The sequence below is a fragment of the Polaromonas sp. CG_9.5 genome, assembly GCF_035984465.1.
In the GTDB taxonomy this organism is placed as follows: domain Bacteria; phylum Pseudomonadota; class Gammaproteobacteria; order Burkholderiales; family Burkholderiaceae_C; genus Polaromonas.
The window spans coordinates 114296-131550 of the sequence record NZ_JAXCHR010000008.1; the positions used below are offsets into that span (position 1 = coordinate 114296).

The window sequence follows — 17255 nt, forward strand, 5'->3', positions numbered from 1 at the left end:
ATGACCCAAAAATCCACAGTCCGTCCATCCCGCACCACTTCGCGCACCAAAACCAGCCAGCCGGAAGCCGGTTTTAGTTACAGTCGCGGTTTTTTTGAAGAGCTGGTTGACACCGCACTGAGTCACGCCAAAAAGCTGGGCGCCACCGATGCCGCCGCCGAAGCGTCAGAAGGCTTCGGTTTGTCCGTCAGCGTGCGCAAGGGCGAACTGGAGACAGTTGAGCGCAACCGCGACAAATCGCTGGGCATTACCGTCTATGTCGGCAAAAAACGCGGCAATGCAGCCACCAGCGATTTTTCAAAAGCTGCCATCCAGCAGACCGTGAAAGCCGCCTACGACATTGCAAGTTTTACTGCAGAAGATGCCACCTCAGGCTTGCCTGACGAGCAGGACATTTCCCGCCATCATCCCGAGCTAAACCTGTTTCACCCGTGGGCCATCAACTCGGAAGAAGCCGCCCAGCTGGCGCTGCAATGCGAAGCCGCCGCCTTTGCCACTTCCAAGTTGATCACCAACAGCGAAGGCGCAGGCGTATCGGCGCAGCAAAGTCATTTTTTCAGCGCCCACAGCGGGGGGTTTCGTGGTGGTTATGCCAGTTCGCGCCACAGCATTTCAGTGGCACCGATTGCCGGCAAGGGCAAACAAATGCAGCGCGACGCCTGGTACAGCTCGATGCGTGACGCCAGCGAGCTGGCGCCTCCTGAAGCCGTTGGCCGCTATGCCGCTGAACGCGCACTGGCGCGCCTGAAAGGCCGGAAAATTCCGACCACCGAATGCCCGGTGCTGTTTGAGTCGCCGTTGGCGGCTGGCCTGTTGGGTGGGTTTGTGCAGGCGATCAGCGGCGGCGCGCTGTACCGAAAAAGCACCTTCCTAGCGAACAGCCTGGGCAAGATGGCATTCCCCAAACACATCGACATCCACGAAGACCCGCATTTGCTCAAGGGCAAGGGCAGTTCGCCGTTTGATGAAGAAGGCGTCAAGACCAGCGCCCGCCAGGTGGTGGAAGCCGGGCGCGTGGCCGGTTATTTCTTGAGCACCTATTCCGCCCGCAAGCTCGGCATGCGCACCACGGGCAATGCCGGCGGTTCGCACAATCTGGTGATGAGCAGCCGCAAGACGGGCGCGGGTGACGACCTCGAAGCCATGCTGCGCAAGCTGGGCCGGGGCTTGTTTGTCACGGAACTGATGGGCCAGGGCGTGAACTATGTGACGGGCGACTATTCGCGCGGCGCATCAGGGTTCTGGGTTGAAAACGGTGAAATCGCCTTTCCTGTAGAGGAAATCACGATTGCCGGTAATTTGAAAGACATGCTGATGGGCATTCAGGCCGTGGGCGCAGATGCCTACAACTACGGCGCCAAAACCGTAGGCTCCATTTTGGTGAACCGGATGAAGGTCGCTGGCAGCTGAAAATCTGTATTTTTAAAGGAATAGGTGCTTTTGCGCACGCCAGTTGTGCGCTAGCAGCTATTTAATTAATAGCAATTTGTAGCAGTGGCTGCATCAGTCAAAGCACTGTTTGCTGATGCTTCTTTTGAACATATTTGGAGTTCTCCGGCACATCAGATGCGCAGTCTGGAGCGGGTGACGACTTGAAATAACCCGTCAAATAGCCCAGTTATTGAAGCCGCTTTATTTTGCAAAAGTAAAAAAATGTAATCTCACCGCTTGCCTATCTTGGCGCTCACGAAGAGATTAAATTGTCAATAAAACACACACTGATTGCAGCGCTCGCAGGCTTGGCACCTTTGCTTTGCCTGGCGCAAGCCAGTCCGGCACCGGCTACCGCCAGCGCTTCCCCAAACAGCGCCCATACGCTGTTCAAGTGGCAGGCCAGTCCGGCTCGCCAGGGGGCCGAAGCGTATTTCACCAATCTTCAGAACGGCGCAAAAATTGAAACGCCTTTTCGGGCCACTTTTGGCCTGACCGGCGGCTGGGGGTCTGGCGCCGATCAGCGTGCCGCAGGACGGAAAAAGCGGCCACCACCATTTGTTGATCAATCGGGATCTTCCGCTCGACTTTAAAAAGGCCTTGCCTTTTGATGACCAGTACATGCACTTTGGCAAAGGCCAGATGGAAACGGTGTTGACGCTGGAGCCCGGCACCTACACCTTGCGACTGCTGCTGGCAGACAGCACCCACTTGCCGCATTTTGTGTACAGCAAGCCGCTCAAAATCACGGTGACGCGCAAGAACAAGGACACTGATCCGGCCACGCTGATCAAAAAAGGCATCAGCCTGCCCAATATTGCCGCCAATGCCGAGCTCAAGCCCCCGTTTACGGTGCAGTTTCAGGCGTCAGGCTTGAACGTCGCCCATCTGCAGCAAAAAGAAAAGGATACCGGCCATTTCCGCCTGACAGTGTCGCCGCAGGACGGAGGAAAACCGGTCGAAATGGACTTCACGAATGGCGAGACCGAGACGCTCCTGGCACCCCCCGCCGGGGCCTATGTGCTGAAGCTGGATTTCATGAACAACACGGCAGCAGGAAAAACGCTGGCTGAATCGGTTTCCACGCCGATACGCGTGCAGTAATCGGTACGGCTTGCCGCAGGCAGAAGGGCGTCCAAGCCGCCCTTGCTACGCTCAAGCTGCCAGCGCCGCTTTCACCGCGCTAGATACCTGGCCCATGTCGGCCTTGCCGGCCAGCCGGGTCTTGACGGCGCCCATGACCTTGCCCATGTCGCCGGGACCGACGGCGCGGCCCAGTTCAGCGGCCAGCGCAGCGACGATGGTTTTGACTTCAGCCGTGACTTCCTCAGCGCTCATGCGGGCGGGCAAGTAGGCCTGCAGCACCAGCATCTCGGATTTTTCCTTGTCGGCCAGCTCCTGACGTTGGGCTTTTTCAAACGCTTCGATGGAGTCCTTGCGCTGCTTGATCAGCTTGTCCACGATGGCGATGGCCATCACGTCATCAACCACCACGCGCTCGTCCACTTCCTTTTGCTTGATGGCCGCCAGCAGCAGCCGGATCGTGCCCAGGCGCTCGCTGTCCTTGGCACGCATGGCGGTTTTCATGTCTTCGGTGATTTGTTCTTTGAGGGTCATGGCGGTGGCTCCTGAAGGGTTTTGAATTGAAATTTGCAATGGATTGCGGAAAACAAAAAAGCCCGCAGAGCGTCCTCTTGCGGGCTTGAGCTGCCGTGAGGCAAGTACTGGATCAGTACAGCTTCTTGGGCAACTGCATGGCGCGAATGCGCTTGTAGTTACGCTTGACGGCGGCTGCCTTCTTGCGCTTGCGCACGGCGGTTGGCTTTTCGTAGAACTCTTTGGCGCGCAGTTCGGTCAGCAGGCCGAGTTTTTCGATGGTGCGCTTGAAGCGGCGCAGTGCCACGTCAAAGGGTTCGTTGTCTTTTACGCGAATGGTGGTCATTGATGAATCGATTCAAAAGATGCACTTTTCATTGATCTGATCAGGATCAGGCCAGGTGCGGGTTTGCTAGCAAAGCCTGCGATTATAGCAGGCGGTAAAAGGCCCCCACGGTCGTTCGCTTCGCGTAACTCCCTGCCCCCCGAGGGGGCCGCTGCGCCTGCGGTCTGGCAGAGCCAGTCCCGCGGCCCCCGCTGGCATGGAAAAGTGCATTCCGATAGTAGATTGCTTTTCAGCTGTTCACCCGTGCCGCCAGCGCCTGTGCGCAGGCAAAGCCGCTGGCCCAGGCCCACTGAAAGTTGTAGCCGCCCAGCCAGCCGGTTACGTCCACCACTTCGCCGATGAAATACAGCCCTGGCTGCTTCGATTCCAGGGTTTGCGACGACAGGTCGCGGGTGTCCACGCCGCCCAAAGTCACTTCGGCTTTTTTGTAGCCTTCCGAGCCGTTGGGCGTGAGTTGCCAGTCGCTCAACCGCTCTGCCAGCGCCAGCAGCGCCTTGTCGGGGATGTCGCTGATCGGGCGTTGCAAAGCGGCATCTTCGCTGACCCAGGCATCGGCCAGGCGGCCGGGCACCAGACTGGCCAGTTCGTTGGCGATCAGCTTTTTCGAGCTGGCCTTGGCGCGCAGCAGCAGGGCGGGCAAGTCCACGCCGGGTGCCAGATTGATGCGCACCGGCTGGCCTTCGCGCCAGAAGCTGGATATTTGCAGCACCGCCGGGCCGCTCAGGCCCCGGTGCGTGAACAGCAGGTCTTCAGCAAACACCACGGCTTTTTTGCGTTGCTTGGGGCTGGCGTCAATCGGGCCGGTTTCGATGCGCACCGGCAGCGCCAGACCGGCGAGTTGCGCGTAAGGCGTCCAGCCTGCGCCGTCAAAAGTCAGCGGCACCAGCCCGGCCCGGGGCTCCACCAGGCGCAGGCCGAACTGTTGGGCGATGCGGTAACCGAAATCGGTCGCGCCGATTTTGGGAATCGACAAACCGCCGGTGGCAATCACCACTTGCGCCGCTTCAATCAAGCCGTGACTGCTCTCGATTTGATAGCTGGTAACGCCCGCCTGTTCTGCATAAAGCACGCTTTTGATACGGCAAGGCTGCCAGCGTGTGACCTGGCCGGCATCGCATTCAGCCAGCAGCAGGTTGATGATGTCTTCCGCTGAACGGTCGCAAAACAGCTGGCCCTTGTGCTTTTCGTGGAAGGGCACGCCGTGGCGCTGCAGCAGTTCGATGAAATCCTGCGGCGTGTAGCGTGACAGGGCGGAGCGGCAAAAATGCGGGTTTTCGCTCAGGAACTGGGCGGGCGTGGCGTCACGGTTGGTGAAGTTGCAGCGGCCACCGCCCGAAATGCGGATTTTTTCGGCGACTTTCTCGCTGTGGTCAACCAGCAAGACCTTCAGGCCGCGCTGGCCCGCCTGGCCGGCGCAAAACAGGCCGGCAGCGCCCGCGCCAATCACCACTACATCGAATTTATGAGTCAAATCGGCCTCTTGCGCAGTCAGGATGGGCGCAATCAGCTATTAAAAATATAGCGTTTTGGTGCATGCTGCCGCTGCGTTTCATGAAACACGGGAGTGTAGCTGCGCCCGGGCGCGCAAGCCTGCCTGGCGTTTTCAGGCGCTGTGGCGCACCTCGGGATGCGCGGCGGCTTGTGCCAGGCCGCTGACGACATCGCCCACGACGATGACCGACGGGCTGGCGATACCAGATGTTTTGATCTGTTCGGCCAGCGCGCCCAGCGTGGTGGCGATGTGGCGCTGCGTGGCCAGCGAGGCGTTCTGGATCACGGCGACCGGCGTGGAGGCTGGCAAGCCGGTCAGCAACTCGTCCTGAATGTGGCCGGCGCCGCTGACACCCATATAGATCACCAGCGTCAGCCTGGCGCTGTAGGCGGTGGCGGCCAGGGCGCGCCAGTCGGTGCCGCTGTCGCCGGGTTTGGCGTGGCCGGTGATGAACACCACGCCGTGCGCATGCTGGCGGTGTGTCAGCGGCACGCCCAGCGAGGTCACGGCGGCCAGCCCGGCCGTGATGCCGTTGATCACCGCCACTTCAATGCCGGCTTCGCGCAAGTGCTCGACTTCTTCGCCGCCCCGGCCAAAGATAAACGGGTCGCCGCCCTTGAGCCGCACCACGGTTTCGCCTTCTTGCACGGCGGTCAGCATGAGTTTTTCAATGAACGACTGCGGTGTGGATTGGCAGCCGCCGCGCTTGCCGACCAGCACGATGCGCGCATCCGGCTGTGCAAAAGCCACAATTTCGTCGCTGACGAGGTCGTCGACAAACAGCACGGTGGCGCGCTGAATGGCTTTGAGGGCCTTGAGGGTGAGCAGTTCCGGGTCGCCGGGGCCAGCGCCGACCAGCGTGCAGGTTCCGTAGCCGGTGCGAGGGATGTTGTGGTGGTTCATAGGTGCTTGATCAGATGCACGATGTGTGCCACCTGCTGGGAAATCGAAGGCGGGATTGGGCTGCTGCCGGCCAGTACCGATTCAATATAGGCCGCTGTGCTGGCCGCATCAATGGCTTTGGGCAGATCGGGCACTGAAGGCAGCGTGCCCCTCAGGCCTTCTTCGTTCAGCACGCGCTGCCCGCCGATAAAGCCCTGCATCTGCGGCAAGCGGCGCGGATCGGCCACGCCTTCGCCTTCGGTGCCGCGCAGCAGCAGCGCATTGGCCTGCACGCGTTCAAACGTAGCGGCCATCGACACCGCATATTCCGGATGCGTGTAACTGCTGACCACCAGCGACTTGCCCTGCGCCGGGTTGATCAGCTTGACCAGGCTGTGCGCCGGATTGCGCAGGCCCAGCACGCGGCGCACGTCCAGCAAGCGCTTGAGCGCCGGGCTGAGCAGCTGGGTCGGCGCAAACACCACTTCGCCGGGCGCTATTTTTCTGATAGCTGCCAGCGCAGGCACACCCAGCACCGCCAGCACTTCGGATGAAAAAACCCGGCTCGATTCGGTCGGCGTGCCATGCACCAGCACGCTCAGGCCCTCACGCGCCAGCAGCAGCGCCAGCAGCGGCGTCAGCACCGGCAGCTTGCGCGCACCGTTGTAGCTGGGCAGCACCACCGTGGCACTGTCGCTGGCCGGCACGCGCTCGAGGCGCTGGTACACAGCGTCCATGAAGCCGGCCATTTCGTCAGGCGTTTCGCCCTTGATGCGCATGGCGATGCAAAAGCCGCCGACTTCCAGATCGCTGACCGTGCCGTCCAGCACCTGGCCCAGCAGGTCGGCCGCCTGTGATCGGGGCAGGGCGCGCGCGCCGTCTTTGCCGCGCCCGATTTCCTTGAGGTAGTGACTGATGCTCATGGCCGGCATTGTGCGTGAAGGCAGATAACTTGCCGTTATGAGCTTAAGCCTGCAGCTTGGCCCGGCGCGGCAACCGCTTGCTGCAGCGTATTGACAAAACTCGCCTTGCCTTCGGGCGCGGGGGAAATGCTGTTTTCATCCCGGCGTGCCTTGTCGGTGACTTGATCTTTCCAGCGCGGCCACTGGCGCATTGGCTGCTTCAGCAGGGCGCGGCGGATGCTGATGATGTTCAGGTCACGCCGCTGCGCCAGTTTGCGGTGCTTGTGTGAGCGAGCTTGTGACGTTGCACAGGCAGCCTGCATTCGCAAGCACTTATCGGCGCGCACGGGAGGGGTTGCGTTTTTTATCCCTCTACGGGTAAAAACCGGGCGGCTTGCGCTGCAAAACTGACAAAATGCAAAAGTCCCGCTGCCCGCAGTTCTGGTTAATGCCGAAGTCAGCATTTCAAGACATCTTGAAATGGCGGCAGGGCAGACTACGGCGAAACAGGCAATCGTTAACCTTTCAAGAGAGAAAATTTATGGATCGTCGATCACTCATCAAAAACGCCGGCATTGCTGGCGTACTGGCTGCCGGCATTGCGCCTGCGGTGCATGCCCAGACTACCGTTCGCTGGCGCATGGCGTCGAGCTTCCCCAAATCGCTCGACACCATTTTTGGCAGCGGCGAAAAGTTTGCCAAGACCGTCAAGGCCCTGTCCGGCGGCAAGTTTGAAGTGTCCGTGCATGCCGGCGGTGAATTGATGCCGCCGTTCGGCGTGGTCGATGCCATTCAAAACGGCACCGTTGAAATGGCCCAGACCGCGCCTTACTACTTTTCTGGCAAAGACCCGATCTTTACCTTTGGTTGCGCGGTGCCTTTTGGCCTGACCGCCCGCCAGATGGATGCCTGGATGGAGCATGGCAACGGCCGCAAGCTGATGGATGCGTTTTACGCCAAGTACAACATCAAGAGCCGCAGCGCCGGCAACACCGGCACCCAGATGGGCGGCTGGTATCGCAAGGAAATCAAGAGCGTTGCCGACCTGAAAGGCCTGAAAATGCGCATGGGCGGCGGCCTTTTCGGCGAAGCCATGCAAAAGCTGGGCGTGGTGCCGCAGAACATGCCCGCTGGCGATGTCTATCAGGCGCTTGAAAAAGGCACGCTGGACGCGGTGGAGTTTGTCGGCCCGTACGACGATGAAAAGCTCGGCTTCAACAAGGTGGCACCGTACTACTACTACCCCGGCTGGTGGGAGGGTGGTGCTGAACTGGAATTCTTCATCAACACCAAAGCCTACGCCGCCTTGAGCCCGGAGTTTCAGGCTATCGTCGATGCCGCTACTGACGTTGCCGCCCGTGACATGACCGCCAAGTACGATGCGGTCAACCCGATTGCCCTGAAGCGCCTGGTGGCTGCCAAGACCCAGCTCAAACCTTTCCCCAAAGAAATCATGGATGCGGGTTTTAAGGCGTCGATGGAAGTCTTTGCAGAACACGAAGCCAAGTCACCCGAGTTCAAGAAGATTCACCAGGACATGCGCGCTTTCCAGCGTGACCAGTTGCTCTGGGCGCGCTTCTCCGAGTTCCGTTTTGACAGCTACATGACTGGCGTCAAGCTGTAAATTTGTAGTGCAAGGGCTGCATGGCTTGCAGCCCGGCAGGGCAGGCGCAACCGGCGGCGCCTGCGCCAATTACCGTCACATCGAATTTATGAGTCAAATAAGGCTCTTGCGCAGGCAGGGAGAGCGCTGGAAGCTATTAAAAACATAGCGTCCGGCGCGCACTTCAGCTGTATTTCATGAAATACCGGACTGTAGCCGCGTCAAGGTGTCCAAGCGTGCCCCAATTTTTCAGGCGCTGTGACGCGCCTGGAAATGCGCGGCTGCTTGCGCCAGACCACTGACCATATCGCCCGTGAAGGTGACCGACGGGCTGGCGATGCCGGATGTTTTGATGGCTTGGGCCAGCGCACCCAGCGTGCAGGTTCCGTAGCCGGTGCGAGGGATGTTGTGGTGGTTCATAGGTGCTTGATCAGATGCACGATGTGTGCCACCTGCTGGGAAATCGAAGGCGGGATTGGGCTGCTGCCGGCCAGTACCGATTCAATATAGGCCGCTGTGCTGGCCGCATCAATGGCTTTGGGCAGATCGGGCACTGAAGGCAGCGTGCCCCTCAGGCCTTCTTCGTTCAGCACGCGCTGCCCGCCGATAAAGCCCTGCATCTGCGGCAAGCGGCGCGGATCGGCCACGCCTTCGCCTTCGGTGCCGCGCAGCAGCAGCGCATTGGCCTGCACGCGTTCAAACGTAGCGGCCATCGACACCGCATATTCCGGATGCGTGTAACTGCTGACCACCAGCGACTTGCCCTGCGCCGGGTTGATCAGCTTGACCAGGCTGTGCGCCGGATTGCGCAGGCCCAGCACGCGGCGCACGTCCAGCAAGCGCTTGAGCGCCGGGCTGAGCAGCTGGGTCGGCGCAAACACCACTTCGCCGGGCGCTATTTTTCTGATAGCTGCCAGCGCAGGCACACCCAGCACCGCCAGCACTTCGGATGAAAAAACCCGGCTCGATTCGGTCGGCGTGCCATGCACCAGCACGCTCAGGCCCTCACGCGCCAGCAGCAGCGCCAGCAGCGGCGTCAGCACCGGCAGCTTGCGCGCACCGTTGTAGCTGGGCAGCACCACCGTGGCACTGTCGCTGGCCGGCACGCGCTCGAGGCGCTGGTACACAGCGTCCATGAAGCCGGCCATTTCGTCAGGCGTTTCGCCCTTGATGCGCATGGCGATGCAAAAGCCGCCGACTTCCAGATCGCTGACCGTGCCGTCCAGCACCTGGCCCAGCAGGTCGGCCGCCTGTGATCGGGGCAGGGCGCGCGCGCCGTCTTTGCCGCGCCCGATTTCCTTGAGGTAGTGACTGATGCTCATGGCCGGCATTGTGCGTGAAGGCAGATAACTGGCTGTGATGCGCTCAAGCGTGGCGCTGGATTGGAAAGATGCGCCGAACGGGTGCATTTTGAGCCGGCGCTTCGGCTGGCTGGGAGCGGATGCGCCGCTTGAGTTCCGGAATGCACGAACCGCATTGCGTGCCGCATTTGAGCGTTTGCTGCAAAGATGCCAGTTGTGCTTCGGCGGTGCTTTGGGCCGTGTCTGCGTGCGGGTGGCAGGCGGCCAGATGCGCCTCAATGGCCAGGTCGGTGACCTGCAGGCAGCTGCAGACTGTTTTGCCGCGCGACTGCACGGCCACCGGCGGCTTGGCACCCGGCAGCAGCAACAGCCGGCCATAGGCCTGCGCGGGAAGTGCTTCCTTGAGCAGCGTAGCCATCCAGCTTTCGGCACTGGTGTCGCCGGCCATCACAAAGCCGGTCAGCTCGGCTTGACTGCCATGGCGGGCCAGCCGGACGGTGCGGTGCTGGCCTTTTTTGCGGTCGGCATAACGCAGGGAATAGCTGCCATCGAGACCCAGAATTTTTTCGATCTCCGCCAGCAGGGCCGTGGGCGGCGCTTCATGGCCGGCAGCGCGAAACAGCACGCCGGTGCGCGCAGGGCTGTCTGCCAGCGCGGCGCTGCTGGAAAACGGCACGCAACTGGTGAAGGCAAATGCAGCCATCAGCGGTTTGAGCTGTTCGCGGGCGGTCAGCGCATCGGCTTCGGGCAGCCAGGCCATCGCCAGCAGCGACCACGGCAATTCAGCCTTCAATATCTTGACGGCGGTGTGTTTGAGTTCGGGCTGTTTGGAGCTTGGGCAATAGGCTGACGTGCTCAAGGCATTGACGCCCGCCAGCGGCTGGCCAATGCTGGACAGACCGCCCAGGTATTCGCTGCCCCAGTGCATCGCCATGAACGCCTGGCTGAGCGCGACTTCAGGCGACGCCTGTACCGGCACCACAAGGGAGCCGCGTCTGGAGGTCACATGCACCAGATCACCCTCTTTGAGCAGCCGGCGCGCCATGTCTTGCACGTTCATCTGTACGCTGGCTTCCGCTACATGGCCGAACAGCCGGCCCAGCGTGCCGGTGCGGCTCATGCCGTGCCACTGGTCGCGCAGCCGGCCAGTGGTCAATGCGAACGGATAGCGCGATTCGCGGGGTTCGGCGACGGGCCGGTACACGGTATTGACGAAATTCGCGCGGCCATCAGGCGTGGGGAAGATGCCGTCTTCATACAGCCGGACTTTGCCCGCTGTTTCACCTTCCGGCATCGGCCATTGCAGCGGCGATTGTTCCAGCAAGGCGTAGCTCATGCCGGTGATGTCCAAATCACGGCCACGCGTCAACTCGCGGTGCTCGTTCCAGACGGTTTCGACGCCTTGGGCCGGGGCAGTGAGTGAATACGGGAAAAGGGCGACGGGGCTTTTTTTGGGCAAAAGCCGTTCGAGTTGTTGGGCAAATTCAGTCGCAATTGACCAGTCATGCCGCGTTTCACCGGGCGCGGCAATGGCGGGCCGCACGCGGCTGATGCGGCGTTCACTGTTGGTCACGGTGCCGGTTTTTTCGCCCCAGGTGGTGGCCGGCAGCAGCAAATCGGCAAACGCACAGGTCGCCGTGGTGGCAAAGGCTTCCTGCACGATGACCAGCTCGGCCCGCTGCAGCGCGCGCCGCACGGTGGCCTGGTCGGGCATCGACTGCGCCGGATTGGTGCACGCAATCCACAGCGCCTTGATTTCACCGTCGGCGGCGGCCTGAAACATCTCGACGGCGGTTTTTCCCGGTTTTTCGGGCACCTCTGGAACGCCCCAGTGCGCGGCGACTTCGGCGCGGTGCGCGGGGTTGCCCAGATCACGGTGGCCGCTGAGCAAATTGGCCATGCCGCCGACTTCGCGCCCGCCCATCGCATTGGGCTGGCCAGTCAGCGAAAACGGCCCGGCACCGGGTTTGCCGATCTGCGCGGTGGCCAGGTGCAGGTTGATGAGCGCGGCGTTCTTGGCCGTGCCGCTGCTGGATTGGTTCAGGCCCTGGCAATACAGGCTGAGCGTGGCGGGCGAAGTGGCAAACAGCCGGGCGGCTTCAAACAGGTCTTCTTTTTTGATGCCGCAGGTTTGCGCCACCAGGTCGGGCGTGCAGTCACGCACGGTGGCTTTGAGCGCCTCGAAGCCGCTGGTGTGGGCGGCCATCCAGGCGGCATCAAGCCAGCCTTCCCACAGCATGATATGCAGCATGCCGTTGAACAGCATCACATCGGTGCCGGGCTGAATGGGCAAAAACAGGTCGGCGATTTCGGCGGTGTCGGTGCGGCGCGGGTCTACATAAATGATGGTCAAAGCCGGGTTGGCGGCCTTGGCGTCTTCAATGCGCCGGAACAGCACCGGATGCGCATAGGCGGTGTTGCTGCCGACGATGAAGATGCACTGCGCGTGCTTCACGTCGTCATAGCAGCTGGGCGGCGCATCCGAACCCAGCGTTTGCTTGTAGCCGGCCACGGCGCTGCTCATGCACAGGCGCGAGTTGCTGTCGATGTTGTTGGTGCCAATCAAGCCTTTGGCCAGCTTGTTGAAGACGTAATAGTCTTCGGTCAACAGCTGGCCCGAGATGTAGAAACCGACGGCGTCGGGGCCGTGTTCGCGGATGATCTGCGCGAAGCGTGTGCTGGCAATATCCAGCGCGTTGCCCCAGGTGACGCGTTGGGGCGCGTCGCCCCGGTTTGCGCGCCGCATCGGATACAGCAGCCGCGTCTGCCGCGTGACGGCGCTTGATGCGGTCAGGTGCAGGGTTGAGCCCTTGGTGCACAGCCGCCCAAAATTGGCCGGATGGTCCGGGTCGCCGCGCACACCGGTGATGTCCCGGCCCTGCGACGCGATGATCACGCCACAGCCGACGCCGCAATAGGGACAGGTTGATCGCGTTTCAGTCATGGCGGCTCCTCGCAGGCGTGGGTCAAAAAAAGGCAGGTCTAGGCGCTGTGCGGGGCCTGCACGGCAAACGTCTGGTCGCCGACTGCGCCGGTCGAAGCTCCCGGCCCGGCCCGGGGCGGCAATAAATCAATCGCCAGTGTGGCCAGCTCGGCCGTGTCGAGGAATACCTGGCCGGCATCGACCTTGCAAGCGAACCGGGGCGTGCAGCCTTCGTCGGGCGCACGGGCGCAGCCGTCGGCCAGGCCGATGGTCATGTTGTGCAGCGGGCAAGCCACGGTTTCGCCAAAGACGATGCCCTGGCTCAGCGGGCCGCCCTTGTGCGGGCAGCGGTCAAGCAGCGCAAAGACCTTGTCTTCGCTGCTGCGGAACACGGCCACATCCATGCCCTGCGGGCGGGCCACCCGGCGCGCACCGAGCACCGGAATGTCGTTGACGCGGCAAATCGTTGTCCATTCAGTCATTGCTATTCCTTTTGTAGCTGGTGGTGTACGTGGAGCGTGCGCTGGAGGTGCTTTTCATTGAATTATTGGACGGCAATCGGCATGAACTGACGCGTGTCCACTGCCGCGTCCTTGAAGTCAAACCATGGATCGGGCTCGCCATCAAGCGCAAACTGGAGTTGCTCCCACAGCGCCTTGCGGCCCTCGTGGTCGTCGAGGATTTTTTTCTTCACATAGTCCAGGCCGACGCGGTTGACGTAATGCACGGTGCGCTCCAGGTACCAGCCTTCCTGGCGGTACAGCTCGCAAAACGCGCCGGTGTATTCGAGCACTTCGGCGGCGGTTTTGACCTTGACCAGAAAATGCGCCACCTCGGTCTTGATGCCGCCGTTGCCAGCCACGTACATTTCCCAGCCCGAATCGACGCCGATGATGCCGACATCCTTGATGCCCGATTCGGCGCAATTGCGCGGGCAGCCGCTGACGGCAAACTTGACCTTGTGCGGCGCGTACATGCGCCACATGGCGCGCTCCAGCATCTTGCCCATCTCGGTCGAATCCTGCGTGCCCATGCGGCACCATTCGCTGCCGACGCAGGTTTTGACTGTGCGCAGCGCCTTGGCATAGGCGTGGCCGCTGGGCATGCCGATGTCCTTCCAGACATTGACCAGGTCTTCTTTTTTCACGCCCAGCAAATCAATGCGCTGCCCGCCTGTGACCTTCACGGTCGGAATGTTGTATTTGTCCACTGCGTCAGCGATGCGGCGCAACTCGCTGGAGTTGGTTTCGCCGCCCCACATGCGCGGAATCACGCTGTAGGTGCCGTCTTTCTGGATGTTGGCGTGGCTGCGCTCGTTGATGGCGCGGCTTTGCGGGTCGTCTTTGGCTTCTTTGGGCCACGTGCTGGTGACGTAGTAATTGATGGCCGGGCGGCAGCTGGCGCAGCCGTTCGGTGTGCGCCATTCCATGAAGGCGTACACGTCGGCAATCGCCAGCAGTTTGTTGGCGCGAATCGCATCGCGCACCGCCTGGTGGCCGTGGTCGGTGCAGCCGCACATCGCCTTGAGCCGGGGCGTGGCCGAGTAGTCGCCGCCGGCGGTGAACATCAAAATCTGCTCGACCAGGCCGGTACACGAGCCGCAGCTGGCGCTGGCCTTGGTGTGCTTGCGCACTTCGTCAAGCGTGAACAGGCCTTTGTCCTTGATCGCCTTGCAGATCGCGCCCTTGGTCACGCCGTTGCAACCGCAGACCTCATCCGTATCCGCCATGGCGGCGGCTTTGCTGTGGCCTTCGTGGCCGGTGTCACCGATGTTGGATTCGCCGAACATCAGCTTGTCGCGGATGCCTTCGATGCTGCGGCCGTCGCGCAGCAGCTTGAAGTAGTAGCTGCCATCGACCGTGTCGCCGTACAGGCAAGCCCCGACCAGTTTGTCGTCCTTGATCACCAGCTTTTTGTACACGCCGCCAAACGGGTCGGACATGATGATTTCTTCCGCGCCGTCGCCGCCCATGAAGTTGCCGGCGCTGAACAGGTCGATGCCGGTGACTTTCAGTTTGGTCGAGGTGAGCGAGCCGGTGTAGCGGCCAATGCCGAACTGCGCCAGGTGGTTGGCCAGCACCTTGCCCTGCTCGAACAGCGGCGCGACCAGCCCATAGGCAATGCCCCGGTGCGCAGCGCATTCGCCCACCGCGTAAATGCGCGCATCGGTGGTGGTTTGCAGCGTGTCGCTGACGACGATGCCACGGTTCACATACAGGCGCATTTTTTCCGCTAAGGCAGTGTTGGGACGAATGCCGACGGCCATGCAGACCAGATCAGCGGGAATCTCCATGCCGTCCTTGAACTTGACGGCCTTGACGCGGCCGTCGCTTCCCCCGATCAGTTCCTGCGTCTGTGCGCCAATCAAAAACTTCATGCCGCGCTCGGCCAGCGACTTTTGCAGCAGCTTGCCTGCCACGTCGTCGAGCTGGCGCTCCATCAGCCAGTCGCCGACATGCACCACGGTGACTTCCATGCCGCGCTTCATCAGGCCATTGGCCGCTTCCAGGCCCAGCAGGCCGCCGCCGATGACGACCGCATGCTTGTACAGCGTGGCCGCGTCGATCATGGCCTGCGTGTCGGCGATGTCGCGGTAGGCCAGCACGCCTTTCAAATCCTTGCCCGGAATCGGCAGGATGAACGGGTTGGAGCCGGTCGCCATGATCAGCCGGTCGTAGTCGGCGCTGACGGTTTCGCCCGTGGCATTGACGGCATGCACCACGCGGCGCACGCGGTCGACGTGGGTCACCGTCCAGCCGGCGTGCAGCGTGATGTGGTTGTCCGTGTACCAGGACCAGTCGTTCAGCACGATTTCGTCCAGCGTCTGCTCGCCGGCCAGCACCGGCGACAGCAAGATGCGGTTGTAGTTCGGGTGCGGCTCGGCACCGAACACCGTGATGTCGTAGAGGTCGGGCGCAATCTTCAACAGTTCTTCCAGCGCACGCACGCCGGCCATGCCGTTGCCAATCATCACCAGTCTGGATTTTTTCATCGTGCTCTCCGCAGGCAGTTTGCAAAAACAAAAAAGGCGTCCGCACGGAGCAGCCAAGGCGCGGGGCCTGCTTATCCGTGGGGACGCCATCGTCCTGTCTGCCCAATCCGCCATTGCACCGGGCCTACACGCCGCCAACTTTGGCAGCGGTGTGGTTTACGCAAGGGTTGTGCCAGCTGTGGGAATGCTGTGAATTTAGATAAAAACAGCCGCTTGCGCACGGCAGCAGGGGACACGCAGCTATCAAAAGCAAAGCGAATTGCGAACCCGCCATCACCGTGTTGGTGCATTCGTGACTTGAAATTGTGCATTGCAGCATGCCGAATTTTTGCTGGCTGCCAGCGTCTCTAGCCATACACAAGGGGTTGAGCGCAGGCCACTTTTGCAATCATCGCCTTGCCATTACCATGACGGCTTGCCAGCAATGATTTAAAACCCTTGTCCCCCAACCCAAAGGATTGACCCATGCTTTCTTCTTCCTCTTCCCTTGTCGATGAACTGATGGCGCAGCTCCAGGGTGCGCCGCTGCAGCAACTGGCGCAGCAACTTGGCACCGGCACCGAGCAAGCCCAGGAGGCGGTCGGCGCTGCGCTGCCGCTGATGCTGGGTGCCATGAGTCACAACGCAGCCCAGCCGCAAGGTGCCGATGCCCTATTAGGCGCTCTGCAGCGCGACCACAGCGCGGGCGGCGGCCCGGACCTGGGTGGCCTGCTCGGCTCGCTGCTGGGCGGCGGCGCTTCGGCGGGCAATGCCGGTGCGGCCAGCGACGGCGCGGCCATCCTCGGGCATATTTTTGGCGGCAACCAGCAGCGCGCTGAAACCGGGCTGGGCCAGGCCACTGGCCTGGGTGGCAGCAATGCAGGCCAGTTGCTCAGGCTGCTGGCGCCCATCGTCATGGCTTTTCTGGCGCAGCGCATGAACGCAGGCGGCATGAATTCCGGCGACCTGGGCCAGACGCTGGGCCAGGAGCGCGAACGGACTCAGCAACGGGGCGGACTGGGCGGCGGTTTGCTGGGCAGCCTGCTCGACCAGGACGGCGACGGCCAGCTGGGCATGGGTGATTTGATCAAGGTCGGCGGCAGCCTGTTCGGTGGGCGGCGCTGAAAATCAACTGCGCATAATGAACTGCGACCAGAGCCCGGGCCTTGCCTTCGCGCCAAGCCTGGCCTGAAACTCATCTCACTGCCAAGTCCAGATCATTTCAAAGAAGGAGGTAAATCCATGACCGCTGTAGCCAAGATTCTCCAGACCAAGCTTGATAACACTGTCCATGCCATCGGGCCGGACGACTCGGTGTTCGATGCGCTCCAGCGCATGGCTGACAAGGGCATTGGTGCCCTGCTGGTCACCGAGGGCGATGCGGTGGTCGGCATCCTGACCGAGCGCGACTATGCCCGCAAGATTGCCCTGAAGGGCCGCAGCTCGGCGCTGACGCTGGTGCGCGATGTGATGACCACCTCGGTGATGTTCGTCAAGCCCAGCCAGACCAGCGAGGAATGCATGGCGCTGATGACCGACAATCGGCTGCGCCACCTGCCGGTGATGGAAGGCAACCGGCTGATGGGCTTGATTTCCATCGGCGACCTGGTGAAAGACATTATTTCCGAGCAGAAATTCGTCATTGAGCAGCTGGCGCAATACATCTCGGGCCAGCACAGCTGAAACGCCTCTGGGGCCGCGTTGCGACGCGGTTTTTATGCAAAAAGTGCTTGTTGTGCAAGCTGCGTGTGCGCTAGCAGCTATTTTTTAAGGAGCAAAAAATCCTTTCTCTAGGCGCAGGACAGTAC

General features: G+C 61.5%; 16 protein-coding genes. 5 read left to right on the top strand and 11 right to left on the bottom strand.

Annotated elements, in window-relative coordinates:
- On the top strand, positions 1–1410 hold the full coding sequence (gene pmbA, locus RCH06_RS08515) for a metalloprotease PmbA (RefSeq protein ID WP_327081020.1): 1410 nt from the start codon (positions 1–3) through the stop codon (positions 1408–1410).
- A 582-nt stretch (positions 1411–1992) separates the two neighbouring features.
- The gene (locus tag RCH06_RS08520) at positions 1993–2535 is read left to right on the top strand and encodes a DUF4399 domain-containing protein (protein ID WP_327081021.1); all 543 of its coding nucleotides are present in this window, start codon (positions 1993–1995) and stop codon (positions 2533–2535) included.
- Positions 2536–2586: 51 nt separating this feature from the next.
- Here the strand turns inward: RCH06_RS08520 and RCH06_RS08525 are convergent, their stop codons facing one another.
- From RCH06_RS08525 to RCH06_RS08550, 6 genes are all read right to left on the bottom strand, one after another.
- Positions 2587–3048 (bottom strand): GatB/YqeY domain-containing protein, encoded by a 462-nt coding sequence (locus tag RCH06_RS08525; protein WP_327081022.1) that lies wholly within the window; start codon positions 3046–3048, stop codon positions 2587–2589.
- Between the two features lie 112 nt (positions 3049–3160).
- Positions 3161–3373 carry a 30S ribosomal protein S21 gene (gene rpsU / locus RCH06_RS08530; RefSeq protein ID WP_327081023.1) on the bottom strand — a complete coding sequence of 71 codons (213 nt, stop codon included), beginning with the start codon at positions 3371–3373 and terminating at the stop codon, positions 3161–3163.
- Positions 3374–3602: 229 nt separating this feature from the next.
- Positions 3603–4844: an NAD(P)/FAD-dependent oxidoreductase gene (locus RCH06_RS08535; protein WP_327081024.1), complete on the bottom strand. Its 1242-nt coding sequence runs from the start codon at positions 4842–4844 to the stop codon at positions 3603–3605.
- 132 nt (positions 4845–4976) lie between these two features.
- Complete coding sequence (gene cobA, locus RCH06_RS08540) at positions 4977–5768, bottom strand: uroporphyrinogen-III C-methyltransferase (RefSeq protein WP_327081025.1); 792 nt, start codon at positions 5766–5768, stop codon at positions 4977–4979.
- Complete coding sequence (gene ybiB / locus RCH06_RS08545) at positions 5765–6670, bottom strand: DNA-binding protein YbiB (RefSeq protein WP_327081026.1); 906 nt, start codon at positions 6668–6670, stop codon at positions 5765–5767. Before ybiB (RCH06_RS08545) ends, cobA begins: the two co-directional genes overlap by 4 nt.
- A 35-nt stretch (positions 6671–6705) precedes the next feature.
- Positions 6706–7113: a hypothetical protein gene (locus RCH06_RS08550; RefSeq protein ID WP_327081027.1), complete on the bottom strand. Its 408-nt coding sequence runs from the start codon at positions 7111–7113 to the stop codon at positions 6706–6708.
- 77 nt (positions 7114–7190) lie between these two features.
- Between RCH06_RS08550 and RCH06_RS08555 the strand changes: the two genes are divergently transcribed.
- Positions 7191–8273 carry a TRAP transporter substrate-binding protein gene (locus tag RCH06_RS08555; RefSeq protein ID WP_327081028.1) on the top strand — a complete coding sequence of 361 codons (1083 nt, stop codon included), beginning with the start codon at positions 7191–7193 and terminating at the stop codon, positions 8271–8273.
- A gap of 228 nt (positions 8274–8501) precedes the next feature.
- On the opposite strand, the gene RCH06_RS08560 is transcribed toward RCH06_RS08555, so the two are convergent.
- From RCH06_RS08560 to nirB, 5 genes are all read right to left on the bottom strand, one after another.
- Positions 8502–8672, bottom strand: a complete 171-nt coding sequence (locus tag RCH06_RS08560) for a hypothetical protein (protein ID WP_327081029.1) — start codon at positions 8670–8672, stop codon at positions 8502–8504.
- Positions 8669–9574, bottom strand: coding sequence for a DNA-binding protein YbiB (gene ybiB / locus RCH06_RS08565; RefSeq protein WP_327081026.1), 906 nt, complete (start codon positions 9572–9574; stop codon positions 8669–8671). Before ybiB (RCH06_RS08565) ends, RCH06_RS08560 begins: the two co-directional genes overlap by 4 nt.
- A 43-nt stretch (positions 9575–9617) precedes the next feature.
- Positions 9618–12497 (bottom strand): nitrate reductase, encoded by a 2880-nt coding sequence (locus tag RCH06_RS08570; protein WP_327081030.1) that lies wholly within the window; start codon positions 12495–12497, stop codon positions 9618–9620.
- Between the two features lie 38 nt (positions 12498–12535).
- The gene (nirD, locus tag RCH06_RS08575) at positions 12536–12958 is read right to left on the bottom strand and encodes a nitrite reductase small subunit NirD (protein ID WP_327081031.1); all 423 of its coding nucleotides are present in this window, start codon (positions 12956–12958) and stop codon (positions 12536–12538) included.
- A 62-nt stretch (positions 12959–13020) separates the two neighbouring features.
- Positions 13021–15468 (bottom strand): nitrite reductase large subunit NirB, encoded by a 2448-nt coding sequence (gene nirB / locus RCH06_RS08580; protein ID WP_327081032.1) that lies wholly within the window; start codon positions 15466–15468, stop codon positions 13021–13023.
- Positions 15469–15933: 465 nt separating this feature from the next.
- Here nirB and RCH06_RS08585 point away from each other — a divergent pair, with 465 nt between their 5' ends.
- The gene (locus tag RCH06_RS08585) at positions 15934–16572 is read left to right on the top strand and encodes a DUF937 domain-containing protein (RefSeq protein WP_327081033.1); all 639 of its coding nucleotides are present in this window, start codon (positions 15934–15936) and stop codon (positions 16570–16572) included.
- A 117-nt stretch (positions 16573–16689) separates the two neighbouring features.
- A complete protein-coding gene (locus RCH06_RS08590) occupies positions 16690–17130 on the top strand; it encodes a CBS domain-containing protein (RefSeq protein ID WP_327081034.1) in 441 nt (146 codons plus the stop codon).
- The last annotated feature ends 125 nt before the right edge of the window (positions 17131–17255 follow it).

Coding starts and splice junctions, on each gene's coding strand:
- pmbA (WP_327081020.1), top strand. CDS start 1: ATGACCCAAAAATCCACAGTCCGTCCATCCCGCACCACTTCGCGCACC.
- RCH06_RS08525 (WP_327081022.1), bottom strand. CDS start 3,048: ATGACCCTCAAAGAACAAATCACCGAAGACATGAAAACCGCCATGCGT.
- rpsU (WP_327081023.1), bottom strand. CDS start 3,373: ATGACCACCATTCGCGTAAAAGACAACGAACCCTTTGACGTGGCACTG.
- cobA (WP_327081025.1), bottom strand. CDS start 5,768: ATGAACCACCACAACATCCCTCGCACCGGCTACGGAACCTGCACGCTG.
- ybiB (WP_327081026.1), bottom strand. CDS start 6,670: ATGAGCATCAGTCACTACCTCAAGGAAATCGGGCGCGGCAAAGACGGC.
- RCH06_RS08550 (WP_327081027.1), bottom strand. CDS start 7,113: ATGCTGACTTCGGCATTAACCAGAACTGCGGGCAGCGGGACTTTTGCA.
- RCH06_RS08555 (WP_327081028.1), top strand. CDS start 7,191: ATGGATCGTCGATCACTCATCAAAAACGCCGGCATTGCTGGCGTACTG.
- RCH06_RS08560 (WP_327081029.1), bottom strand. CDS start 8,672: ATGAACCACCACAACATCCCTCGCACCGGCTACGGAACCTGCACGCTG.
- ybiB (WP_327081026.1), bottom strand. CDS start 9,574: ATGAGCATCAGTCACTACCTCAAGGAAATCGGGCGCGGCAAAGACGGC.
- RCH06_RS08570 (WP_327081030.1), bottom strand. CDS start 12,497: ATGACTGAAACGCGATCAACCTGTCCCTATTGCGGCGTCGGCTGTGGC.
- nirD (WP_327081031.1), bottom strand. CDS start 12,958: ATGACTGAATGGACAACGATTTGCCGCGTCAACGACATTCCGGTGCTC.
- nirB (WP_327081032.1), bottom strand. CDS start 15,468: ATGAAAAAATCCAGACTGGTGATGATTGGCAACGGCATGGCCGGCGTG.
- RCH06_RS08585 (WP_327081033.1), top strand. CDS start 15,934: ATGCTTTCTTCTTCCTCTTCCCTTGTCGATGAACTGATGGCGCAGCTC.
- RCH06_RS08590 (WP_327081034.1), top strand. CDS start 16,690: ATGACCGCTGTAGCCAAGATTCTCCAGACCAAGCTTGATAACACTGTC.